We start from the raw sequence: 23,881 nt of genomic DNA on the forward strand, positions 1-23,881 counted from the left end.
TGGAAAAAATAATAAACTTAGTTTACTAGATTCGGCAATCGGAAAAGAATGTTATGTATATGTACTAAGTACTAAAAAACGTTAGTGAAAAATATAAAAACAGTTTTTCTTAATATAGAAAACTTAGATAGTGTGCAATTTCTGAAATGGAAGTTGGATACAATGATAATATGGATGAAGATATAGACTGATAAAAATATTTATGTAGAAGGCATAAGTTAAAGACTTTCTGAAAAAATCTGACTTTAAATGATAAGGTGGTTGAATAGACGATTTAACTGATTATTTGGAAGAAAAATCAATGTAAAAAGGTTGTACTAAATGGGAAAAAGTAGAGATTGTAAAAGAGTTACGGGATGATGAAAAAGGGCACTTGAAAAAACAAATGCCCTAGTATATAATCTACTTAGAAAGGTAATCGGATGTAATATCCGATTTGCCCTCAGTAATATGATATTTATTAAGAAATAGCATTCACTTTGGTCGGAGGATGCTATTTCTTTTTATTATTATTATGATTGTCTATGTAAGACAGAGCCGCAAAAATTACTAGCACTAAAGTTAAAACTTCAAGCGTGTTCATAGGGCATCACCCTCCTTTGTAAACTAGAGGGCATCTAATAATCGGAACATCACATCCTGCTTTCTTTTCAATTATACAACAATAGCATAACATAAACAGAACAAATGTTCAATTAAAAAGAAAAAGTTACTATATAGAGTAATTAGACACTGTACCCTTGGTGTGATATAATGATGAAGGTCATTGCTGATAAAGGATGATTTATACCTGATTTGAAAGGAAATAAACAAATGATAGCGATTATTGATTACGATGCAGGTAACATCAAAAGCGTCGAAAAAGCCGTACAATTTCTTGGCGAAGAAGCCATAATTACAAGAGACAGGGATGTCATTATGGACAGCTCTGGAGTTATTCTTCCGGGTGTTGGAAGTTTTGGCGATGCAATGGGAAAAATCAATGAATATGGATTGAAAAATGTTATTTATGATGTCGTTGATTCGGGAAAACCATTTCTGGGTATCTGTCTTGGACTTCAGTTATTATTTAAGACAAGCGAGGAGACACCGGGAGTAACAGGATTGGGAATCGTAGATGGACAGATCCTCCGGATTCCGGATGCGCCGGGACTTAAGATTCCACAGATCGGATGGAACTCACTTGATATCAATCCGAAAGCAAGGTTATTTAAAGGACTTCCGGAACATCCATATGTATATTTCGTTCATTCGTATTATCTGAAGGCAGATCATGAGGAAGATGTAGCTGCATCCACATTTTACTCAACGAATATCCATGCTTCGATCGAACATGGCAATGTATTTGCCTGCCAGTTCCATCCGGAGAAAAGTTCAACCGTTGGACTTCAGATCCTGAAGAATTTCATAGAATTGGAGGCGTAATCATGCATACAAAGAGAATTATTCCATGTCTGGATGTGAAAAACGGACGAGTTGTAAAGGGTATTAATTTTGTAAATCTGGTAGATGCCGGAGATCCGGTTCAGGTAGCTTCTGCTTACGATAAAGCAGGCGCTGATGAGCTGGTATTCTTAGATATCACAGCATCCTCCGATCAGAGAAATATCGTAGTAGATATGGTCAGACGTGTGGCAGAGACGATCTTTATTCCGTTTACTGTAGGTGGAGGAATCCGAACAGTAGATGATTTTAAGGCAATTCTTCGTGAAGGTGCAGATAAGGTATCTGTAAATTCAGCCGCAATCGATAATCCGAATCTGATCGCAGAAGCAGCCGACAAATTCGGCAGCCAGTGCGTTGTACTTGCCATTGATGCCAAGAGACGTCCGGATGGTGGGTGGAATATCTTCAAGCATGGTGGAAGAATTGACTGTGGTATCGATGCAGTCGAATGGGCCATGAAGGCAGTTGAACTTGGTGCAGGAGAAATCCTTCTTACCAGTATGGATTGTGATGGTACGAAAGCCGGATACGATATCGACCTTACCAGAACGATTGCAGAGAATGTAAATGTACCGGTTATTGCTTCCGGTGGAGCAGGAACCAAAGAACACTTCTACGATGCTCTGACAGAAGGAAAAGCAGAAGCTGCACTCGCAGCATCATTATTCCATTACAAAGAGCTTGAGATCTCAGATCTGAAGAAGTATTTAAGTGAACGTGGCATCCCTATGCGGATGATGTAGAATATCCATTGTGTGTATGCGTGTTTTGGAAGCATTTCTTGTAGATAATCTGAGAAATAGATTGTATATGTGGTTTTTATTATGAAATATTTGCCTTGTGTAGAGAATGATAATGCTTCGATAAATATAAAAACTGCATATAGGCATTCGTAAATAAAAGAAAAAACAGGCACATATATTTCTATGAAGCAGACCTTTTTTCACGTCGGTCCTTAATGAACCGCGATAAGCGGTGAATTTAGTACCGCTACGTGAAAAATAGAACGAAAGTGATCTGCGGAATAGAAGTTATATGTGTCTGTTTTTATAATTGTAAAGTAAATTTGCCTATATGCAGTTTGCCGCAATGTCCAAACAGGCGGGTTATTTCAGCTTCTTGTTGGCCGCTGCCAGCATCAGCTTAATACGGTTGATCTGGTTAACCTCGGATGCCCCAGGATCGTAGTCGACTGCCACAATGTTAGCATCCGGATAAGCCTCACGAAGATGCTTGATAACACCCTTGCCGACAATGTGGTTTGGCAGACAGGCAAATGGCTGTGCACAGACAATATTTGCGGCACCGCTGTTGATCAGCTCGATCATTTCACCTGTTAAGAACCAGCCTTCACCGGTTTGGTTACCGATGGATACAAAAGGTCTGGCATATTCTGCAAGATGCGTGATCGGTGTAGGTGGATCAAAACGTTTGCTTGCCTTTAAAGCATCAGTTGCAGGCTTTCTCATATGCTCAAGGAGCGAGATAGCTGCATTTCCGATGATTGCGCCTTTGTGTGTCTTGCCCAGATATTCATATTTATAATTACTGTTGTAGAAGCAGTACATGAAGAAATCAAGCAGATCCGGCATAACAGCTTCAGCACCTTCCGATTCCAGCAGATCAACCAGATGGTTGTTTGCAGATGGAAGGAACTTTACAAGGATCTCTCCAACGATACCAACTCTTGGCTTTTTGATGTCAAGAAGTGGGAGAGTATCGAAGTCATGTACGATTCCACTGATATTCTTTTTAAATCTTGCTGTGCTTCCTGTTTCTTCCAGTGTCTTCTTACAGATCTTTTCCCATTTCTCATGGATCGCATTTGCAGATCCCGGTTCTTTCTCGTATGGTCTTGTATGGTAAAGACAACGCATGAAGACATCACCATAGACAAGTGCCTGAATTGCCCGCTTTGCAAGCTTTAAGGTGATAGGGAAACCGGAGTTCTTCTCAAATCCCTGAGCCGATAATGCAATTACAGGGATCTGGCCGTAACCTGCTTTTGCAAGCGCACGTCTGATAAATCCGACATAGTTGGTTGCACGGCAGCCACCACCGGTCTGGCTCATGATAACTGCAAGTTTATTTACATCATATTTACCGGATGTGATGGCACTCATCAACTGACCAACGACGATCAGAGAAGGATAACAGGCATCGTTATTTACATATTTTAATCCGACATCGATCGTTTCCTTGGTTGCATCCGGCAGGATCTCGATATTGAGGCCCATAACCTTGAATGCAGATTCCAGCAGATTGAAATGGATCGGTGACATCTGTGGAGCAAGAACGGTGTAGTCCTTCATCATATCCTTGGTAAATTCGATTCGGTTGATCGCACTGCTTGATGGGCAGGTCTTGTAGTTCTGTTCCTTTCTGGAATTAACTGCACTGATCAGTGAACGGATACGGATTCTGGCAGCACCAAGGTTACTTACTTCATCAATCTTCAAAACGGTATAGATCTTTCCTGATTTTGTCAGGATATCATTTACACAGTCGGTTGTTACGGCATCCAGACCACAGCCGAAGGAGTTCAACTGAATCAGTTCCAGATTGTCACAGGTCTTAACATAGTTTGCTGCCTTATATAATCTGGAGTGGTACATCCACTGGTCAGATACGATAAGCGGACGATCTACCTGTCCCAGATGAGCAACGGAATCCTCTGTCAGAACAGCGATCTTATATGAGTTGATCAGTTCCGGAAGACCGTGGTTGATCTCAGGGTCGATATGGTATGGACGACCGGCAAGGACGATTCCAAGGATGTCGTGTTCATCGATATATCGAAGAGTTTCTTCGCCTTTTTCACGGATATCGGTCTTTACTTTTTCTGCTTCTTCATATGCAGCACGGACAGCAGATGCGATCTCATCGGTTGTAACATCGTAGTATTTTTTCATTTCACGATGCAGACGCTCGACAAGTGCCTGTTCATTATCCAGTGCGACGAACGGACGGATAAAGGTGATCTTGTCATCCTTTAATTCTTCCATGTTGTTTTTGATATTTTCGGCATAGGATGTAACGATCGGGCAGTTGTAGTGGTTATTTGCTTCCGGTGTTTCGTTCATTTCATATGGAACACAAGGATAGAAAATGGATGTGATACCATTCTTTAACAGCCACATAACATGTCCGTGTGAGATCTTAGCCGGATAACATTCGGATTCACTTGGAATCGATTCAATACCAAGACTGTAGATATCTCTGGATGACTTTGGAGAAAGTACTACCGAGAATCCGAGCTTTGTCAGGAAAGTGAACCAGAATGGATAATTTTCATACATATTCAGGACACGAGGAATGCCGATCACACCACGTTTTGCCATATCAGGTGTAAGCGGGGTATAGTCGAAGATCCTGTTTAATTTATATTCGAACAGATTTGGAATGTTATCTGCATTCTTCTTAAGACCGACACCCTTTTCACAACGATTTCCAGTAATGAAATTCTTACCGTTTGAGAAACGGTTGATCGTCAGCAGACAGTTGTTGGTACAGCCCTTACATCTGGTCATATTTGTGGTATAAGTCAGCTTGCTGATCTCATCAATCGACAGCATAGAAGTCTTAAAGCCTTCTTTATATTTATTCATGGCAATAAGGGCAGCACCGAAAGCACCCATGATACCGGAGATATCCGGTCGGATAGCGGTTCTGCCGGAGATCACCTCGAAGCTCTTTAAGACAGCATCGTTGTAGAAGGTACCACCCTGTACGACGATGTTCTTACCGAGATCCTTTGGATCCGTCAGCTTGATAACCTTTAAAAGTGCATTCTTAATAACGGAATATGCCAGACCGGCTGAGATATCAGCTACGGATGCACCTTCCTTCTGTGCCTGTTTTACTTTTGAATTCATGAATACCGTACATCTGGAACCTAAGTCGATAGGAGTCTTGGCAGTTGTAGCGATCTTTGCGAAATCAGCAATATCATAATTTAAGGATTTGGCAAATGTTTCAATGAAAGAACCACAGCCGGAGGAACATGCTTCATTTAACATGACATTATCTACGACTTTGTTCTTGATCTTGATACATTTCATATCCTGGCCACCGATATCGAGGATACAGTCAACCTCAGGATCAAAGAATGCTGCTGCTGTATAGTGGGCAATCGTTTCTACTTCGCCAAAATCAAGAGAAAGTGCCTGCTTGATCAGGGCTTCGCCGTAACCGGTAGAGCATGAACCGGCGATGACAGCACCCTCCGGCAACTTGGAATAGATATCTTTGATCGCTTTGATCGTTGTATTTAACGGACTTCCGTTGTTGCTGCTATAGAAGTCGTATAATAATTCACCATTTGAACCGACAAGAGCTACCTTGGTGGTTGTAGAACCGGCATCAACACCGATGAAGCAGTTTCCTTTATATGTAGCAAGGTCACCGCGTTTTACTTTATATTTATTGTGCTCCTCCTTGAATGTTTCATAGGCTGCTTCGTCTTCAAATAATGGAGGAAGACGGAGTACATTTTCAGCCATATGTAACTCACCGTCTAAGGAATGACTGAGTTCGCCGAGTGTTCTGGATACCTCCGGCTTGGAATTCAGGGCAGCACCTGTTGCAGCAAAAAGATGAGAATGACCCGGATCGATGATCGCATCCCCGGTCAGATTCAGAGTACGGATAAATGCATTTTTCAGTTCAGGGAGGAAATGAAGCGGGCCGCCTAAGAACGCAACATTTCCTTTGATCGGCTTACCACATGCAAGACCGGAAATTGTCTGGTTGACAACAGCCTGGAAGATAGACGCAGCCAGATTCGGCTTGGTTGCACCTTCATTGATCAGAGGCTGGATATCTGTCTTGGCAAATACACCACAGCGGGCAGCAATCGGATAGATCGTATCATAGTCCTTTGCATATTCGTTCAGACCACTGGCATCTGTCTGAAGAAGAGTAGCCATCTGGTCGATGAAGGAACCTGTACCACCGGCACAGACACCATTCATACGCTGTTCGATTCCATTTGTAAAATATATGATCTTGGCATCTTCGCCACCAAGCTCGATCGCAACATCCGTCTGTGGAGCATAGTCTTGTAATGCTTCTGAAACACAGACTACCTCCTGGGTAAAAGGTACACCGATAACCTCTGCCAGCGCAAGACCGCCGGAGCCGGTGATTGCCGGAGTAACTTCTACATCACCAAGCCTGGCTTTTGCATCATTTATAAGAGCCTGTAATGTCTCCTTTATGTTTGCGTAGTGTCTTCTGTAATCAGAAAATAAAATCTTGTGTGAATCATCAAGAACAACAACTTTTACGGTTGTTGAGCCGATGTCAATTCCTAATTTGTACATAAAAACCATCCTAATCTTTTTGCAAAATTTTCTCTTTATTGAACCGAATCTATTATAGTGGAACGTTTTACAAAAAACAATGATTTTTTCCCTTTTCTGACGAACTTAATATTTATTTTAGGATTGATTTTCCTTGATTTTTTATTATTTAATTTTTATTTTAGAAAAAGGTAGAGAAAGATTTATATTTTAATAAGAAGAAAAGGGAACATTTTTCAGATTCCGAATATAATAATAAAAAAAGCCGGATGGTATGAAATGGAAAATTATGATCATTGCAATGGAGTGATCCATGTAGTAGAAAAAGGGGATACATTATATAAGCTTTCAAAACACTACAAATGTAATCTCTGTGACATCATAACTGCAAATCCGTATGTAAATGTCTATAATATGCAGGAAGGGGAAGAAATCTGTATTCCGATAGAACAGGAAGGCTCCGGAGATGGAAAGATGCATTATACAGTGAAAAAAGGAGATACCTTTGAATCTGTATTCATGTATTTTGGTGTCGGTCCACAGGAATTATTTGAGAACAATAAGAACTTGTATCAGGTCGTTTTGCCGGAAGGATTGGAGCTGGTTGTGGATTAAGATATATAAAAGTTAGAAATTCTTCATGATTGTGCTGTTGTAAAGTTTTTCGTTCTATTATATAATTTGATAATGTCGGGATACTATCAGCCATATTCTCATTGGATGGGAATATGGCAGTTCCCTGATTTGTGGATATAACAGATGTTGGCAAATCTGTTTATATACCGAAAACAAATAGTATGAATGAAATTAAAAGGAGATCCATTCATGAAGATGATAAACAAGCTTGAAAGGAAGTTTGGTCGGTATGCGATCAAGAATCTGTCCTTGTATCTGATCCTTGGATATGTCATTGGCTATCTGCTTCTGATGTTTGCACCACAGGTTTTATCAAAACTGATTCTTGTTCCTGCATTTGTTATGCAGGGAGAAGTTTGGAGATTACTTACATGGGTAATCACTCCTCCGGAATTAAGTGTCAGTATCTTTACTATCATTATGTTGTTCTTTTATTACAGTATCGGTAATCTGTTAGAACGTTCAATCGGTACGTTTTTGTACAACCTGTATATATTTGGTGGCATGTTTCTAACAATGGCAGGAACAATGATCGCATATATACTTTGTCAGTATGTATTTCATATTCCGATGTCATGGGATTCTCATATCTATATCGTATCCAGTTATTATATCTGTCTGTCCTTATTTTTGGCAGTCGCAGCTTGTTATCCGGATATGCAGGTACTGTATGCAATGATCATTCCGGTTAAGATGAAGTGGTTATCTGTTTTGTATCTGGTGTTTATAGGATATTATTTTATGAACGCAAACCTGATGGGACGTGTAAATATCGTAATGTCACTTTTAAACTTTGTAATTTTCTATTTCAGCACAAAGGATTTCAGACGGCTTTCTCCAAAGCAGATCAAGCGAAGGAGGAATTATGCGAAGCAGGTGCGTGTCAACAATTCAGAGAATGTGACACATAAATGTTATGTATGCGGCATCACAGATAAGGAAGCACCTGACATGCAGTTTCGTTATTGCTCCAGATGTACAGGCAACAAGGAATATTGCCAGGATCATTTGTTCACGCACGAGCATAAATAAGAGATGGATTTAATTAATGATGAGAGGATAATAGATAGTTATGTATAATGAAGATAAAAAACTGATCACAGAGATAACCCGTAAGAACAATATGGATGAGAATCTTGCAAAATTTGCAGATGCAGTCATGACAGCAGATTTCGAATATGCCTGTCAGAAATTTGCATTAAACTATGTCGTGATCCGTGAACTGATGGCAGACAAAGATTTTGCAGAGGATCCATATATTTATGAATGTGTTATGGGAATCAATAAGCTGGTCGGAACTTATCTGGCAGGAGATGCGGATCAATTGGATGACAAGGATCTGGCGCTTATCTCCGAAATGAGAAATAAGATCACGGAGAAGATGAAGGTACTTACTGCATATACTGATGCGTTTGAGTTGTACGAATATATCTTGAACCGAAAAGAATATGGATTCGAGGAAAATGTGGACGAAGAACTTGAGAAGATGTTTGAGGAATTTGATGCAGAGCAGTTCAGTGCGGAGGTCTTTAACTTCATCTTTGCAGATAAGGATAAGGTAGCGGTAAATGCGAAGATCCAGCAGATCGTAGGCCAGCTTCCGCTTCGTATGACAAAGGCAAGATTTTACGATATTATCGGACAGACTTTATCAATTTATAATGGTTGTGAGATCAGTTCATTGGATGATTTTATAGAGACAGTAGAAGAAACTGCCTTATTACAGCTTCCGGAGAAATTCGAGACAGAATATTCTTCTCTGCATGAAGCATATGAGATTATTAAAGAGGGAGATTATGCACATCTTGATTTTGACGGATACAGGAATCTGTCAACGGTTCTGGATAAAAGTGCAGGCTTTATCAATGATGTCGTATCCGATTATATGATGCTGATCGAGCTGGTAAATGATCTGTACAGCATGATGCTTGCGGCTGAATGCAAGTCAGGAGTATCGGAATCCTGTATGCGTGCATTATCTATTATCAGACGCATCTATGAATCCATGGAGAACGAAGATGAATTTCCGACGGATGCATATGATATGCTGGTTGCAAATGAGGCGCGCAGGAGGAAGCGGGAGAACACCGGATGGTGCTTGAAGCTCCGATCTATGATATCGTATCTTCCAATCAGCCGGATATTATCCGCCTTGGTCTGGAGGATGCTTATCATCGTATTGATACACTGGAAAAACTGTTATCCGGCAGTATGTTTGTAGATATCGATCATGTGAAGATTGAGACAGGCGCACTTGCGGATTCTGAATATATTATTTCGAAAAAGGATAAACTCATAGAAGAATTCGGAGAGGTATTTACCGGAAACTCACAGGTAGTTAATCGTGCGGTCATGGCGAAGATACTTTCTACAATTCCTGTGTTCTTTAATACACAGCAGGAGATCAAAGATTATATTGATAATGCACTGGTGCGCTGTTCAAATCGCAGCGAGGTTCTTGCATGTTATGTGATCATTCAGGGAATTATGGAAGATTAGAGAGAGGTCGGACAGAGCAGGGGAGTGAAAAAATGACAATAGTAAAGCGGCTTTATACCGGAGTTATGCCGGATAAGACGGCATCCCGACTGATAAAAAGAATAAAAAAGCGGAAGCCCTGTGCGGATGTTTATGTCATAACACTTCCATTGTTTGAGGACGGGCTGTTAGAGGTTTATGAGGCAAATGAATTCCTGCAGCCGTACTATAAGAAACGAACGGATGATATCGTTATCGTTGGAATGTCGATGACAAAGGCCGGAGCGTTTTTTCTTATACGGGATATTATCCGGGATGTATACGGTACGACCGGAAAGTTTGATTGTAAGGACTATTTTCTATATGACATGACAGTGTGCTGATATAAGGGGAGCATATGTTACATATTTTCTTATTGATATTAAAGATTCTGTTGATTACAGTATTGATCCTGGTAGGGCTTGTACTTGTACTGTTGCTTTTATTATTATTCGTTCCTGTCCGGTATCGGTTTTATGCAGAAAAACATGACAATTTTATATGCAAATTAAAAGCTTCGTGGTTGGGTTTCGTATTCTGCTTCAAAGCAAATTATGATGAAAACGGCTTTGTATATTGGCTGCGGTCATTCGGCGGAACGCTGGTATCCAATGAAGATGGATTTTCGGAAGAAAGTCAGGAAGAAACAGATACGGAGACAGAAGCCGCAGAAAGTGAAAAAGAAACTCGTATGCGGGAAAAAGCAGAAGCCAGAGAAGCAAAAAAACTGAAAAAGCAGGAAAAGGCAGAGGCTCGAAAAGTAAAGAAACAGGAAAAACGTGAACAGGCGGAATCCGGAAAAGCGAAAAAAACTGAAAAACAGGAAGCAGAAGATGCTGAATCCGATCAGCAGGATGGTTTGTCAGATCAGATGATACAGGATGCAGATCCCGACAGAGAAGATAGAGATGCTAACCGGGAATTTGCAGAAGATCATTCGGAATTTCAAAAAAGTCCGGAGACGATATTTACCCATATCGGTAAGAAGTTCGACCGATTTGTTATTGCGGTAAAGGATAAGATCGAAGCAGTTGTAAGAAAACTGCGTCATATGAAAGATAAGGCGGAGCAGTATAAGAAATTCGTCCGGGCGGGTACAACGAAGCAGGCATTTCAGGTGTTAAAGCGAAACGTGATCCTGTTATTAAAGCATCTGAATCCGACAAAGATCAAAGGGCAGGTAACATATGGTTCAGGAGATCCGGCATCTACCGGAAAACAGCTTGGATATCTGAGTTTGATTTTACCGTTATATTATAATAAAATAGATATAACTCCGGATTTTTCCAAGAAGATATTGGAAGGGGATATTTTCATAAAAGGAAGAATCAGGGTTTATAATATATTATATTATTGCTGCAAGGTATACTTTAATAAATACGTGAAAAGATCTATGGCATATTTAAAAAAGATTTCGGGAGGAAATAAGTAATGGCAAATACAAATATTGACGGAACGATCAGCACTTTGTTTCATGGAATGGATGGATTTGTTTCATCCAAATCTGTAGTGGGAGATCCTATCAAGGTAGGAGATACGATCATTATTCCACTTCTTGATGTGAATTTCGGTATGGCGGCCGGTGCGTTCAATAAACAGACCGGCAATAATGCGGCCGGTGGTATCGGAGCAAAGCTCAGTCCGGCTGCGGTTCTGGTTATCTCAAATGGTAAGACAAGACTTGTTAATATTAAGAATCAGGATGCCATCAGCAAGATCATTGATATGGCACCTGAGATCGTTGACCGGATCACCAGCTTCTTTAAGAAGGAAAAGACAGAGGAAGAAGAGCAGATCGAACAGGCGGTAGAAGAAGCATCGAAACCGGCAGAGGAATAAAACAGACATAAAAGAAAAAGGCTTTGCATATCTTATAGTGGTATGTGAAGTCTTTTTTTGGCGGTGATGTTGTTTGAAGCGTGTAGTTGGATTTGCTCTCTTTTTCGTTGCGATCGGAATGATATTCAGCTATCTGGTAGAAGGGTTTCTGGAATTTTTGATTATTGTAATCTTTTTTTTAATGGCATATATATTATTTTGCAGATGCTAAAAGCCAATGACCTGATCGGGTTACGGCAGGAGAGATTTTGAGAATTTATGATAGAAGTTTGGCCGGCAGTCTGAAAAAAGAAAACAAAAAAGACTGCCATTGTTTATGGCAGTCTTTTTTAGAAAGAATACGAGGTGAACTATGCACGCTCAACCTTTCCAGATTTTAAACATGAAGTACAAACATAAATCTTCTTTGGAGAACCATCTACGATAGCCTTAACAGACTTAACATTTGATTTCCACATCTTATTTGCTCTTCTATGTGAATGGCTCACTTTGATACCGAAATGAGCACCTTTATTACAAACTGAACATTTTGCCATGATAGCACCTCCTTATTTTTATTAAACTTATCCTCTCATAAGTTCACAACAAATGTTACTATATCAGATAATTTTGTTATATGCAAGCATATTTTTAATTTTTTTAAAAAGAATAGACAATAAACGGTTGTCTTGAAATTTGCATATTCTCTGTTATAATAGAACTATATGTTTATAATTATGGTGAGACAGGTTTGCCTATTTTTAAATTTACTTTTCAGAATGACAAGGAGATGGGATCCCTGCACATCATATAACAGGACAAAAGCATGGGAGGTTTTCTATGAACGAATATATAAATAATGATAATGGAACCGTCAGTCTGGATGAGAATGTGGTTGCACAGGTAGCAGGTATGACAGCACTCGATTGCTTTGGCATTGTTGGTATGGGTATTGTCAGTGTAAAAGACGGAATCGTAAAACAGTTAAAAGGAAACAATATCACGCAGGGAATTCATGTTACGTTTGATGAGAATGGAGATATTGTGGTAGAGCTTCATATCGTTGTGGCATATGGTGTCAGCATCAAGGCTGTAACAGATAATCTGATGCAGTCTGTAAAATATAAAGTAGAAGATTTTACATCTCTTAAAGTCAGTCAGGTAAATGTATTTGTTGAAGATGTAAAGATTCTGGATTAGACGGAGGAACTGTAGAAGTGAAAAATACGATTGATGCACTTGCACTGAAGAAAGCATTTATAGCCGGTGCGAATAACCTTGATAATAAAAAAGATTATATTAATGAGCTGAATGTGTTCCCTGTACCGGATGGAGATACCGGTACAAATATGACAATGACGATCATGTCAGCAAAAAGGGAAGTTGAATCCTGTAAGGAGACAATGAGTGATATCGCAAAGGCAATGTCAACCGGTTCCCTTCGTGGAGCCAGAGGTAATTCAGGTGTAATCCTTTCTCAGCTTCTTCGTGGTTTCAGCAAGAAGATCGGGGATAAAACAGAGATCGGAGTAATCGAGATTGCTGATGCATTCCAGAAGGCGGTTGAGACAGCTTATAAGGCTGTTATGAAGCCAAAGGAAGGAACGATCCTTACAGTTGCCAGAGGTATTGCTACTAAGGCCAGAGAATGTGCAGGTACAGATATTACATTGGAGGAATTCTGCGAAACCATCATTAAGCATGGAGATGAAGTGCTTGCTTCCACACCGGAGTTGCTTCCGGTATTAAAAGAAGCCGGTGTTGTGGATTCCGGCGGACAGGGCCTGATGGAAGTATTAAAAGGTGCAGTTGACTGTATTCTCGGACGTGTCGTAATTGCAGATACAAAGCCTTCCGGAGCAGGAGTATCAGGTGTTGACAATCCAAAGTATTCTGAAGATCTGTCAGCCGATATCAAGTTCGGATATTGTACAGAATTTATTATTAATCTGGAAAAACCATACGGCATAAAAGAAGAAGACGATCTGAAACAGTTCTTAGAGTCGATCGGTGATTCCATTGTCTGCGTATCAGATGATGAGATCGTTAAGATCCATGTTCACACAAACCATCCGGGTCAGGCATTTGAAAAAGGTCTTACCCTTGGTTATCTGTCAAATATGAGGTCGATAATATGAGACTGGAGCATCATGAGAAGGTCATTAAGCAGGCAGAACGGGAAGAAGCAGCCAGACAGGAAGCAGCCAGACAGGCAGAGAAAGAAAAACAGCAGCCAAAGAAACAATATGGTTTCATCGCAGTATCCATGGGTGATGGATTAAAGGAGTTCTTTACGGAGCTTGGAGTTGATTATGTGATCGAAGGTGGTCAGACGATGAATCCAAGCACTGAGGATATGCTGAATGCGATCGAGAAGGTTCATGCCGAGAATATATTTATATTCCCAAATAATAAAAATGTTGTTCTTGCAGCCAATCAGGCAGCCGGCTTATGTGAAGATAAGAATATCATCGTCCTTGCAACGGCAAATGCGCCACAGGGTATCAGTGCAATGATAGCGTTTGACAGTACGATGACATTAGAGGATAACAAAAACAATATGTTAGAAGCTGTATCAAATGTAAAGAGCGGACAGGTAACATATGCAGTCAGAGATACCTCCATCGATGGAAAGGCCATCCATGAGGGTGATATCATGGGTATCGGTGATAAGGGACTGGTATCCGTTGGTAATGACATTTCGGATGTTACATTTGATCTGATCAAAGATGCAGTAGATGAAGACAGCGAACTGATCAGTATTTATTACGGAGCAGATGTAAAGAAGGAGGATGCAGAGGCATTTGCGGCAAGAGTGGAAGAAAGCTTCCCGGACTGCGATGTACAGAACTACTATGGTGGTCAGCCAATCTATTATTACATTGTTTCTGTAGAATAAAGGGAGAAAAACTACATGGAATTAAAGGATAAGGTAACTTGCATTAAAGGGATAGGAGAAAAAACAGCCGGTAATCTGGCAAAGCTTGGTATCTCTACAGTGAGTGACCTTATCCATTATTATCCAAGAACTTATATTACATATATGGATCCTGTTGACATTCAGGATATACAGGCAGATGAGCGTCAGGCAGTAAGTGTGATGCTCAACAGTCGGGTGGAAGTGAAGAAGCTTCGCGGATTCTCGATTGCGACTGCCTATGCCAAAGATTATACCGGGACAATTAAACTGACATGGTTTAATTGTCCTTTTCTGCGTAATTATTTTCATATTGGAGATCGTTATATCTTTGTCGGAGAAGTGAAATATAAGAATGGCATGTATACGATGAGCCAGCCGGAGTACTATACAGTGCCCAAATATCAGGAAATTTTAAAAGAATGGCAGCCGGTATATGGTTGTACGGCGGGTATTACAAGCAAGACGATCCAGAAAGCGGTAAAGGGAACGCTTCCTCTGATTCAGACGCTTTCAGATTATATACCAGAGGACATTCGGGATGAATATGATCTGATGCGGGCAAATGAAGCTGTAACCCATATCCATTTCCCGGATACGGAGGATCACTTAAGAGCTGCGATCAAGCGGGTTGCTTTTGATGAATTTTATGAATTTATAGAGAATATGCATAGTCTGAAAGAACATGATACGGTGAAATACAATCAGGCGAAGATACCATTTACGGAGCAGGTGACAGGGTTTATCGAGAGTCTTCCGTATCGTCTGACAGGGGCACAGATGGATGCGGTTCGGGATATCATGGCAGATATGGATTCAGAGCATGTGATGAACCGTCTTGTGCAGGGGGATGTTGGTTCCGGTAAAACGATCGTTGCCGCGATCGCATTATTTGCCTGTGCGACGCAGGGCTATCAAGGTGTGATCATGGCACCGACCGAGGTACTTGCAAATCAGCACTTTAAAGAACTGACCGGCTTATTTGAGCCATATGGAATCCATGTTGCGCTGTTGACCGGTTCGATGACGGCAAAGGAGAAACGGGAAGCGTATCAGGAGATTGCAGAGCATCGTGCGGATGTGATCGTCGGAACGCATGCGTTGATACAGGACAAGGTGGAATATGATAATCTGGCGCTTGTTGTAACGGATGAGCAGCATCGGTTTGGCGTAAGACAGAGAGAGAAATTATCGTTAAAAGGGGGAACGCCACATGTTCTTGTTATGAGTGCGACACCGATTCCGAGAACCCTTGCGATCATTATGTACGGAGATCTTGATATTTCGGTAATTAATGAACTGCCAGCAGGACGGATTCCGATCAAAAACTGTGTAGTGGATGAGAGCTACCGCCCGAAAGCACAGGCGTTTATCCGGGCAGAGGTTAAGAAAGGACATCAGGTCTATGTGGTATGCCCGATGGTGGAGGAAAGCGAAGCCTTAGATGATGTGGCAAATGTAGTTGAGTATTCGGAAGAACTGTCACAGAAGCTTGACAGCAGCATACATGTGGCCTATCTGCATGGCAAGATGACAGGGGATGAGAAGAACCGGATCCTGACGGATTTTTATGAAAAAAAGGTTGATGTACTGGTATCTACAACGGTTATCGAGGTAGGGATCAATAATCCGAATGCCACGGTTATGATGGTAGAAAATGCAGAACGGTTTGGACTGGCAGCCCTGCATCAGCTCCGTGGGCGTGTGGGACGTGGAAATCTGCAGTCTTATTGTATCTTTATCAGCGGAAAGAAAAATAAAGAAGTGATGGAACGGTTAAATGTTCTTGCAGATTCAAACGATGGCTTTTATATTGCGGGAGAAGATCTGAAACGAAGAGGACCGGGAGATTTCTTTGGCATCAGACAGAGCGGAGATGTGCTGTTTAAGATGGGAGATATCTATAAACATGCCGACATGTTAAAGGCAGCATCGGATGTCTATGAGAAATATGGTAGTCGTATACGGACGGAATTTGACCGAAGTGTCGCAGCAAGAAATGAGATGTATGGAAAACCGATATTATAAGGAGATTAGAACGATGGAGATAACAGAGGTAAAAGAACAGGCAGATAAGATCTGTGAGAATATATCAAAGGTTTTGATCGGCAGAGAGAAAGAGATACGGGTGATACTGGCGGCACTTTATGCAGGAGGACATGTGCTGGTGGAGGACAGACCGGGAACCGGCAAGACACTTTTAGCAAAGACATTTGCCAAAAGCATCGGAGGGCAGTTTAAGAGAGTTCAGTTCACACCTGATCTTATGCCATCCGACATTACAGGCTTAAGTATTTATAATCGTAAATCAGAAGATTTTGTATTGGTGAAGGGACCGGTATTTACAAATATCCTGCTTGCAGATGAGATCAACCGTGCAACACCGAGAACACAATCCAGTTTGCTTGAGGCAATGGAAGAGCAGCAGGTGACGATCGATGGAGAAAGTCATAGGCTTGAAGCACCGTTTTTTGTTATTGCAACAGAGAATCCGATCGAGACTACCGGTACATACCCGCTTCCGGAAGCCCAACTTGACCGTTTTCTTATAAAGATCTCCATGGGAGATAATTCAAAGGCTACAGAGGTTTCGATCATGGATCGTTTTATGTCTGAGAATCCGTTTGATACACTTCAGACGGTCTGTGATACAGATCATATAAAGACGATGCAGGAAGCGGTCAGAGAAGTTTTTGTTCATTCTTGCGTAAAGGAATATATTGCAGACATAATCCTTGCAACCAGGAATAACAGCCGGATACAGGTTGGTGCAAGCTCCAGAGGCACGATAGGACTTCTTCGTCTGTCGCAGGCATATGCTGCTATGGAGGGCAGAACCTTTGTCCGTCCGGATGATGTCCGTTATATGGCACCATATGTCCTTGCACATCGTGTGATCATGGCAGGACACATGGATGAGAAAAAGGAAAAGACAGTGATCAGGGAACTGGTCGATCAGATCGCTGTTCCGGTTGAAGATTGGGAGAATTAATATGGAGATACTGATAGCAGTATTGTGCTTTTTGGTGATCTATCTCGGACAGACTGTTGTTTACCGCAAATACTGGGATCAGGGGCTTTCTCTTGATCTGGATTTTAATGACAGGTATCTGGAGATTGGCGACAAATCAGGGATAACAGAGACAATTACAAATCGAAAGATGCTGCCTCTTACAACTTTACATGTGAAGTTTTCCACAGCGAGATCCTTGCAGTTTCAGGAAAATGAGAATGCGGTTGTTACGGATTTTTATCATAGAAATGATCCGTTTTCGATTATGGGAAACCGGAAGGTAGTCAGAAAGCTTTCATTTACGGCGAAAGAACGAGGATTGTTTTTTATCAGTGCTGTAAAGCTGATGGCAAAGGATTTTCTGATGTCGAAGACATTTGCGTTGTCTGTAGAAAATCAGGCATTTCTGTATGTTTTCCCTGAAAAACTTTCTAATATACAGCTTGATACGGTCTTGGATGGTATGTTGGGTGATCTGACATCAAGGAGAAGTCTTTTTCCGGATCCGTTTGCTTTTTCCGGCCTGCGGACTTACAGCGTGGGAGACCCGAGAAAGAGCATTAACTGGAAAGCAACAGCCAGATGCGACGACCTGATGGTAAATGTATATGAGCACACGGCAGAACAGAGGGTGAAGATACTTGTCTGTCTGGAGCCGAACACCATGATAAGAGTTCATTATATACAGGAAATGTGTATCAGTATAGCATCCACGGCAGCATCTTACTTTCTGGATAACCGGATTCCTGTCATGATACGGGCAAATGGATATGATCTGTTATCCGGTGAGATGGAATGGGTGGATTTTGGTTCTTCCGGAGAACATCGATTTACGGTTGATAAATATCTGGCACGAATAACGGAAAATGCCGGGATCGATAGATTTGTTGAAGTCTTGAAGCAGGAAGTGACAGATGTAGACAGCAATACAACATATCTCATCGTATCTGCATACCATAAAAAGGATTTGCTGGATGAGCTTGATCATATGGCTGAAAAAGCAAAAAACATTTATATGATAGTTCCATATCTGGATATACAGGGGTGCGATGATATCAGACCTTATCTTCATGGAATGGAGGTAGAGTTAAATGACACATAAGATATATTGGGCAGAGCGAGGATTGCGTTATCTTTATGAGGTGGTAACGGCGGAATTGTTCATGTATACATTCTGCATGATATTTATGAGACAAGATCCGCGGTTTGTGGATGCCATTTGGATCGCAGGAATATTTCTGTTGTCCTATCTGATCAGAGATTTTGCACCGAATCATATATTACTTACCGTTGGACATCTGGTGCTTGCGGGACTTTTAGTTATCTTGCCGGGCACAGTATGGATCCGAACGGTTACAGGAATTTATGATATCGGGTATCTGCTGCCATGTGCGGTAGCTTATGCAAAGAGAGGTTCCGGACTTACAGATATGAGCGAACCATGGCCATCGATCTTAGCAGGGATTTTTGTTTATTTTGCAAGTATCGGCATGGAACTTCCTGTTTTGTCGAACCTGTCTTATATTGCAGTTGCATTACTTATGGCTATATATATGATGATCCGGTATATACAGGGGCTGAAACGCTATATCTCACAGACAACAGAAGTATCGGAGCAATCCATCCGGGATATCGCATTTATAAATGGCAGGGTTGTATTATTCCTTGCAGTGCTTGTGTTGTTATTAATGGGAGCCTGTCGTTTCCTTGATCTGTCCGGGTTTGTAAATGTGCTTGCTCGTGCATTTGCAAAGGTAGTTCAGACAGTATTTGGCGCGATCATGGTCATATGGGTATTTGTGCTGACGCTGCTTACGAAGGGAGGACCGGCAGCAACCAGTCTCGATTATCAGGATACCTTAAATGAGTATTATCAGAACAGTGTAAAGGGATATGATGTATTTACCTTGATATTAAAGGTATTTGTAGTTCTTCTTCTGATATTCTTTCTGGTACGGATATTGTTGCAGGTGATCCGTTTCCTTTTGAAACCGAGAAGTTATGCAGATGATGTGATCGAGCTTATCGCCGAAGAACCGAATCAATATAAAGAACGTATAACAAACAGACGCATAATGCACAGGTTGACAGCTGAAGAACAGGCAAGAAAAATTTATAAGAAGTCGATCCTGCGATATAAGGATGTGATCACACTTAACAAACGGATGACCTGTGAAGATATCAGGCAGGAGATAACAGAGACGGAGGTTGGAAATGTAGAGGGTATTTCTGCCATATATGAACAGATCCGATATGGAGCAGGAGAAGTGGACAACTATGTTATACGAGAAATGAAAGCAGCATCAGTCCAGAATAAAAGGGTGAATAAAAAAGAAAATAAAAAGGGAGTAGTGCAAAAATGAACCAGAAGAAAAAGACGATCGTATTATGGGGAGTCATCATAGTACTTGCAGCGGCTGTTGTGGCACTGTCAGTTATACTGGTGACAAAAAGTCGGAAAAATAATGATCCGGACAGACAGAAGAATGCCGGAACAGAAGCTGTGATAGAGGGATCCGGGCAGGATGCGGAGCAAAAGGCTGAGGATGGCGCTGATCAAAAGAAGGAAAAGGGTGCATCCGATACTCAGAAGTCGACAGATGACAAGAAGACCTTATATGCAGAAGTAACGGTTGGAAGTACATGGGAAAATAACGGAATGACAGCCGCTACAGAGACGGTCACGATCTATAATAAGACCGATAAAGCTGCAACGGATTGGAGCGTTGATCTGGAATTTTCCGGGAAAGTAACGATCGACCAGCTCTGGAATGGAAAGTATACGGCAGATGGATCGGTGGTTCATGTAACCGCAGAAAGTTATAATGAGGAGATACCGGCTGGTGGTAGCATTGATTTTGGATATAATTTATCAGCATCGGACGTGAAGCCTGTTCGTTGTACATTGATGATCGCAGGAAAAGAAGTAACAACTGTCACTGGTGATGATCAGCAGAAAAGTGATGAGAACGCAGAAGTGAAAACAAATACTGGTGAGAAGGCAGCTCAGACAGATGGGCAGTCTGTTGACAGTGATAAAAAAGATCAGTCCGGAAGTAATAAGGTCACAGATACTAAAAACGGTAAAAAAGAAGATAATCCGTATAAGGCACATGGAAAGCTTGCGGTATCAGGAACGGACCTGGTGGATGCATCAGGCAGTAAATTCCAGTTAAAAGGTGTCAGTACACACGGACTTACCTGGTTTGCTGATTTTGTAAGTAAGGACACTTATCAGTATTTCAAAGATTCCTTTGGTATCAATCTGGTACGTTTTGCTATGTATACAGATACAGGAGATTCCTATGGATATTGTTCAGGCGGAAATAAATCAGAGATCGAGGAGCTTCTGGGAAAAGGTGTTGATGCAGCAACGGATCTTGGATTGTATGCGATAATTGACTGGCATATTTTAAATGACAATGATCCAAATATGCATATAGATGATGCAAAGGATTTCTTTGACCGAATATCAAAGGAATATGCTTCTTACGGAAATGTGATCTATGAGATCGCAAATGAACCAAATGGTGGTACAACCTGGGATTCTGTAAAGAGCTATGCGGAAACGATCATCCCGATCATACGAAAAAATGCACCGGATGCCATTATCATTGTCGGAACACCAACCTGGAGTCAGGATGTGGATGTGGCAGCCGCAGATCCGATCACAGATCAAACCAATCTGATGTATGCGGTTCATTTCTATGCCGCAACCCATAAGGATGATCTGAGAAATAAGGTTCAGTCGGCACTTGATTCCGGACTCCCGGTTTTTGTATCAGAGTTTGGCTTGTGTGATGCATCAGGAAACGGTTCGATTGATTATGATCAGTCTGATGCATGGTTTGATCTGATCAATGATAAGAACTTAAGCTATGCGGCATGGAATATCTCAAACAAAGCTGAAACGTCATCATTATTTGATTCCTCCTGTACAAAGACAAGCGGTTTTACAGATGATGATCTGTCAGACAGCGGAAGGTATATTAAGGAAAAAATTGAGAGTTTCTATTGACAAAAGGGATGAAATATATACAATAAAAAAAGATTTTAACAACCTATGGGAGATCATGATTTATGAGAGTAATAGCGGGAACTGCCAGAAGTCTTCGGCTGGAAACGATCGACACGATGGATACCAGACCGACAACCGATCGGATCAAAGAGACCTTATTTAATATCATATCGAGAGAATTGCCGGATTGTACATTCCTGGATCTGTTCAGCGGAAGCGGTGCGATTGCGATCGAAGCATTGAGTCGTGGAGCAAAACAGGCAGTCCTTGTAGAACAGAACCGGAAAGCGGTTGACTGCATTAACCGGAATCTGGAATTTACGAAATTGAAAGATAAGGCAAGAGTCATCACAGGAGACTGTGTTGCAGCGATCGACAGTCTGGAACGGTCAGGACTTGTGTTTGATATTATATTTATGGATCCGCCATATGGAAAATTATTGGAAAAACAGGTGCTGAACCGTCTTGCATCATCCGGCATTGTTGATAAGAATACCTGGATCATTGTAGAATCAGATCTGGATACGGAATACGATTATCTGACCGATATAGGATATGAGATCGATCGTGTGAAGAAATACAAGACAAATAAGCATACATTTATACAGGAGATTCTATAAAAATGAGCAGTGCAATATATCCGGGAAGCTTTGATCCCGTAACATTAGGACATCTTGATATTATCAGACGCTCTGCGGAGATGTTTGACGAAGTTATAATCGGTGTTTTGAATAATACTTCAAAAACTCCATTGTTTTCTGTAGAAGAACGTGTTAATATGTTGTCTGAAGTGGTGTCAGACATACCGAATGTTCGTGTTGAGAGTTTTGGAGGTCTGCTGATTGATTTTGCCAGACAGAATGGGGTGAAGACGATCATCAGAGGCTTAAGGGCTGTAACCGATTTTGAATATGAATTACAGATCGCGCAGAGTAATCGCAAGGTTGCTCCTGAGATAGACACCGTATTTTTGACAACCAGTATTGATTATGCATATCTGAGTTCCAGTATCGTAAAAGAGTATGCCAGCTTTGGTGTAGATGTGGAACAGTTTGTACCAGCAGGAGTTGTCGATCGGATAAAAGAAAAATATAGCAGATAGTATTAGGAGGAAATAAGTCATGGCAAAAAAAGGCATTGAGGAAATGATTTCCGAGATTGAGATTTTTATAGATAATTGTAAGTATAAACCATTGTCATCCAGTATGATTATTGTTCCAAAGGATGATCTGGAACAGATGCTGAATGAATTAAAATTAAAGCTTCCAAATGAAATTGAGCGTTGCAAGAAGATCATGCGTAACAAGGAAGCCATACTTGCAGATGCCAGAACAAGGGCAGATTCCATTATTACAGAATCTGTTGCAGAGGCAAATAAGCTGGTTGATCAGAGTCAGATCGTAGAACTTGCAAATATCCGTGCGAATGAGATTTTGGATATGGCAAGAAGTCAGGCAGACCAGATTGTAAATGAGGCAAATGCAGATGCAAACGAGATCCGTCTGGGTTCTATGTATTACACGAAGGATAAGCTTACAGAGGTCAGCAATTATATTAATGCAACATTAGAGGCTGAAAAGGCAAATTACGATAATCTGATTCAGTCCTTACAGTCAAATCTGGATATTGTATTGAATAATACAAATGAGATTAATGGAGATATTGCAAATATGACCGGAGCAGCGCAGCAGGCTGCGGCTCCTGAAGAAGCTGCACAGACAGCATCAGAGGAGGATAATACAACTGTAGAAAATGAGCAGGATTATAACGTATATGGTAAGACAGAATACTCCAATGATGACGAAGATGACGAGGATGATGATTTTGACGATGATTTTTTAGATGATTAGGAATTTATATCCTGTAATTTAAGAATAAAAGCGTCATTAGATAACTGAATACAGCGCAGATACATTTACCGAATGTATAGCGTACAAAAGACAGCTTTGTATCTTTTAAAATGTGCATGGACTGGAAGAGGGATGAGACTCCTCCGAATGATGTAACAGAAAGGATCAGAGCTGTTTTTTGTATGGAAGAAAGTGGAAAAAGGGATAATTCGGACAGACCTTTTGTTATCTCCAGGTAGCATGCCAGAATATGGAAAGTTGGTATATTTCCTCCACATGCAATCGCAAGGTTATACAAAACGGAGAAAACAGCGACATAGATACCTATAACGGTGATGGTTGTTATACTGTTTTCGATAACAG

19 protein-coding genes and 1 pseudogene are annotated in these 23,881 nt (G+C 41.0%); 18 read left to right on the forward strand and 2 right to left on the reverse strand.

Features of this window, described 5'->3' with window-relative positions; all coding sequences use genetic code 11:
- Positions 1-813: 813 nt before the first annotated feature.
- Positions 814-1,425 carry an imidazole glycerol phosphate synthase subunit HisH gene (gene hisH, locus DW959_RS05245; RefSeq protein ID WP_021943968.1) on the forward strand — a complete coding sequence of 204 codons (612 nt, stop codon included), beginning with the start codon at positions 814-816 and terminating at the stop codon, positions 1,423-1,425.
- A 2-nt stretch (positions 1,426-1,427) separates the two neighbouring features.
- Positions 1,428-2,189: an imidazole glycerol phosphate synthase subunit HisF gene (gene hisF, locus DW959_RS05250; protein WP_117822599.1), complete on the forward strand. Its 762-nt coding sequence runs from the start codon at positions 1,428-1,430 to the stop codon at positions 2,187-2,189.
- Positions 2,190-2,552: 363 nt separating this feature from the next.
- Here hisF and DW959_RS05255 read toward each other — a convergent pair whose 3' ends face one another.
- Entirely contained in the window at positions 2,553-6,779 is a 4,227-nt protein-coding gene (locus tag DW959_RS05255) for an acyl-CoA dehydratase activase-related protein (RefSeq protein WP_347465325.1), read from the reverse strand.
- A 249-nt stretch (positions 6,780-7,028) separates the two neighbouring features.
- Between DW959_RS05255 and DW959_RS05260 the strand changes: the two genes are divergently transcribed.
- The 6 genes from DW959_RS05260 to DW959_RS05285 all read left to right on the forward strand — a co-directional run bounded on the left by DW959_RS05260 (position 7,029) and on the right by DW959_RS05285 (position 11,741).
- Positions 7,029-7,364, forward strand: a complete 336-nt coding sequence (locus DW959_RS05260; protein WP_008400969.1) for a LysM domain-containing protein — start codon at positions 7,029-7,031, stop codon at positions 7,362-7,364.
- 210 nt (positions 7,365-7,574) lie between these two features.
- The gene (locus tag DW959_RS05265) at positions 7,575-8,417 is read left to right on the forward strand and encodes a hypothetical protein (RefSeq protein ID WP_226801013.1); all 843 of its coding nucleotides are present in this window, start codon (positions 7,575-7,577) and stop codon (positions 8,415-8,417) included.
- A 40-nt stretch (positions 8,418-8,457) separates the two neighbouring features.
- Positions 8,458-9,606, forward strand: coding sequence for a hypothetical protein (locus DW959_RS05270; RefSeq protein ID WP_243023345.1), 1,149 nt, complete (start codon positions 8,458-8,460; stop codon positions 9,604-9,606).
- Between the two features lie 310 nt (positions 9,607-9,916).
- Positions 9,917-10,246: a hypothetical protein gene (locus DW959_RS05275; RefSeq protein WP_117807505.1), complete on the forward strand. Its 330-nt coding sequence runs from the start codon at positions 9,917-9,919 to the stop codon at positions 10,244-10,246.
- A 14-nt stretch (positions 10,247-10,260) separates the two neighbouring features.
- Positions 10,261-11,334 (forward strand): DUF2953 domain-containing protein, encoded by a 1,074-nt coding sequence (locus DW959_RS05280; RefSeq protein ID WP_242997326.1) that lies wholly within the window; start codon positions 10,261-10,263, stop codon positions 11,332-11,334.
- Positions 11,334-11,741, forward strand: a complete 408-nt coding sequence (locus DW959_RS05285; protein ID WP_021943960.1) for a spore germination protein GerW family protein — start codon at positions 11,334-11,336, stop codon at positions 11,739-11,741. Before DW959_RS05280 ends, DW959_RS05285 begins: the two co-directional genes overlap by 1 nt.
- A gap of 350 nt (positions 11,742-12,091) precedes the next feature.
- Here the strand turns inward: DW959_RS05285 and rpmB are convergent, their stop codons facing one another.
- A complete protein-coding gene (rpmB, locus tag DW959_RS05290; RefSeq protein WP_008400961.1) occupies positions 12,092-12,277 on the reverse strand; it encodes a 50S ribosomal protein L28 in 186 nt (61 codons plus the stop codon).
- A 283-nt stretch (positions 12,278-12,560) separates the two neighbouring features.
- Here rpmB and DW959_RS05295 point away from each other — a divergent pair, with 283 nt between their 5' ends.
- From DW959_RS05295 to DW959_RS05340, 10 genes and pseudogenes are all read left to right on the forward strand, one after another.
- The gene (locus DW959_RS05295) at positions 12,561-12,920 is read left to right on the forward strand and encodes an Asp23/Gls24 family envelope stress response protein (RefSeq protein WP_008400960.1); all 360 of its coding nucleotides are present in this window, start codon (positions 12,561-12,563) and stop codon (positions 12,918-12,920) included.
- A gap of 17 nt (positions 12,921-12,937) precedes the next feature.
- A pseudogene (locus DW959_RS05300) lies at positions 12,938-14,619 on the forward strand (DAK2 domain-containing protein).
- A 15-nt stretch (positions 14,620-14,634) separates the two neighbouring features.
- The gene (gene recG / locus DW959_RS05305) at positions 14,635-16,665 is read left to right on the forward strand and encodes an ATP-dependent DNA helicase RecG (RefSeq protein ID WP_117807507.1); all 2,031 of its coding nucleotides are present in this window, start codon (positions 14,635-14,637) and stop codon (positions 16,663-16,665) included.
- Between the two features lie 13 nt (positions 16,666-16,678).
- Complete coding sequence (locus DW959_RS05310; protein WP_242997327.1) at positions 16,679-17,629, forward strand: MoxR family ATPase; 951 nt, start codon at positions 16,679-16,681, stop codon at positions 17,627-17,629.
- 1 nt (position 17,630) lies between these two features.
- Positions 17,631-18,752: a DUF58 domain-containing protein gene (locus DW959_RS05315; protein ID WP_117822603.1), complete on the forward strand. Its 1,122-nt coding sequence runs from the start codon at positions 17,631-17,633 to the stop codon at positions 18,750-18,752.
- Complete coding sequence (locus DW959_RS05320; RefSeq protein WP_117807510.1) at positions 18,742-20,013, forward strand: hypothetical protein; 1,272 nt, start codon at positions 18,742-18,744, stop codon at positions 20,011-20,013. The genes DW959_RS05315 and DW959_RS05320 overlap by 11 nt, the downstream gene beginning before the upstream one ends.
- Entirely contained in the window at positions 20,010-21,668 is a 1,659-nt protein-coding gene (locus DW959_RS05325) for a cellulase family glycosylhydrolase (RefSeq protein ID WP_117822604.1), read from the forward strand. Before DW959_RS05320 ends, DW959_RS05325 begins: the two co-directional genes overlap by 4 nt.
- Positions 21,669-21,730: 62 nt before the next feature.
- Entirely contained in the window at positions 21,731-22,288 is a 558-nt protein-coding gene (gene rsmD, locus DW959_RS05330) for a 16S rRNA (guanine(966)-N(2))-methyltransferase RsmD (RefSeq protein WP_021943953.1), read from the forward strand.
- Between the two features lie 2 nt (positions 22,289-22,290).
- Entirely contained in the window at positions 22,291-22,770 is a 480-nt protein-coding gene (gene coaD, locus DW959_RS05335; protein WP_117807512.1) for a pantetheine-phosphate adenylyltransferase, read from the forward strand.
- A gap of 19 nt (positions 22,771-22,789) precedes the next feature.
- On the forward strand, positions 22,790-23,518 hold the full coding sequence (locus DW959_RS05340; RefSeq protein ID WP_117822605.1) for a hypothetical protein: 729 nt from the start codon (positions 22,790-22,792) through the stop codon (positions 23,516-23,518).
- Positions 23,519-23,881 lie beyond the last annotated feature (363 nt).

Source organism: Clostridium sp. AM46-21 (genome assembly GCF_003480025.1).
Classification (GTDB): Bacteria; Bacillota; Clostridia; order Lachnospirales; family Lachnospiraceae; genus Coprococcus; species Coprococcus ammoniilyticus.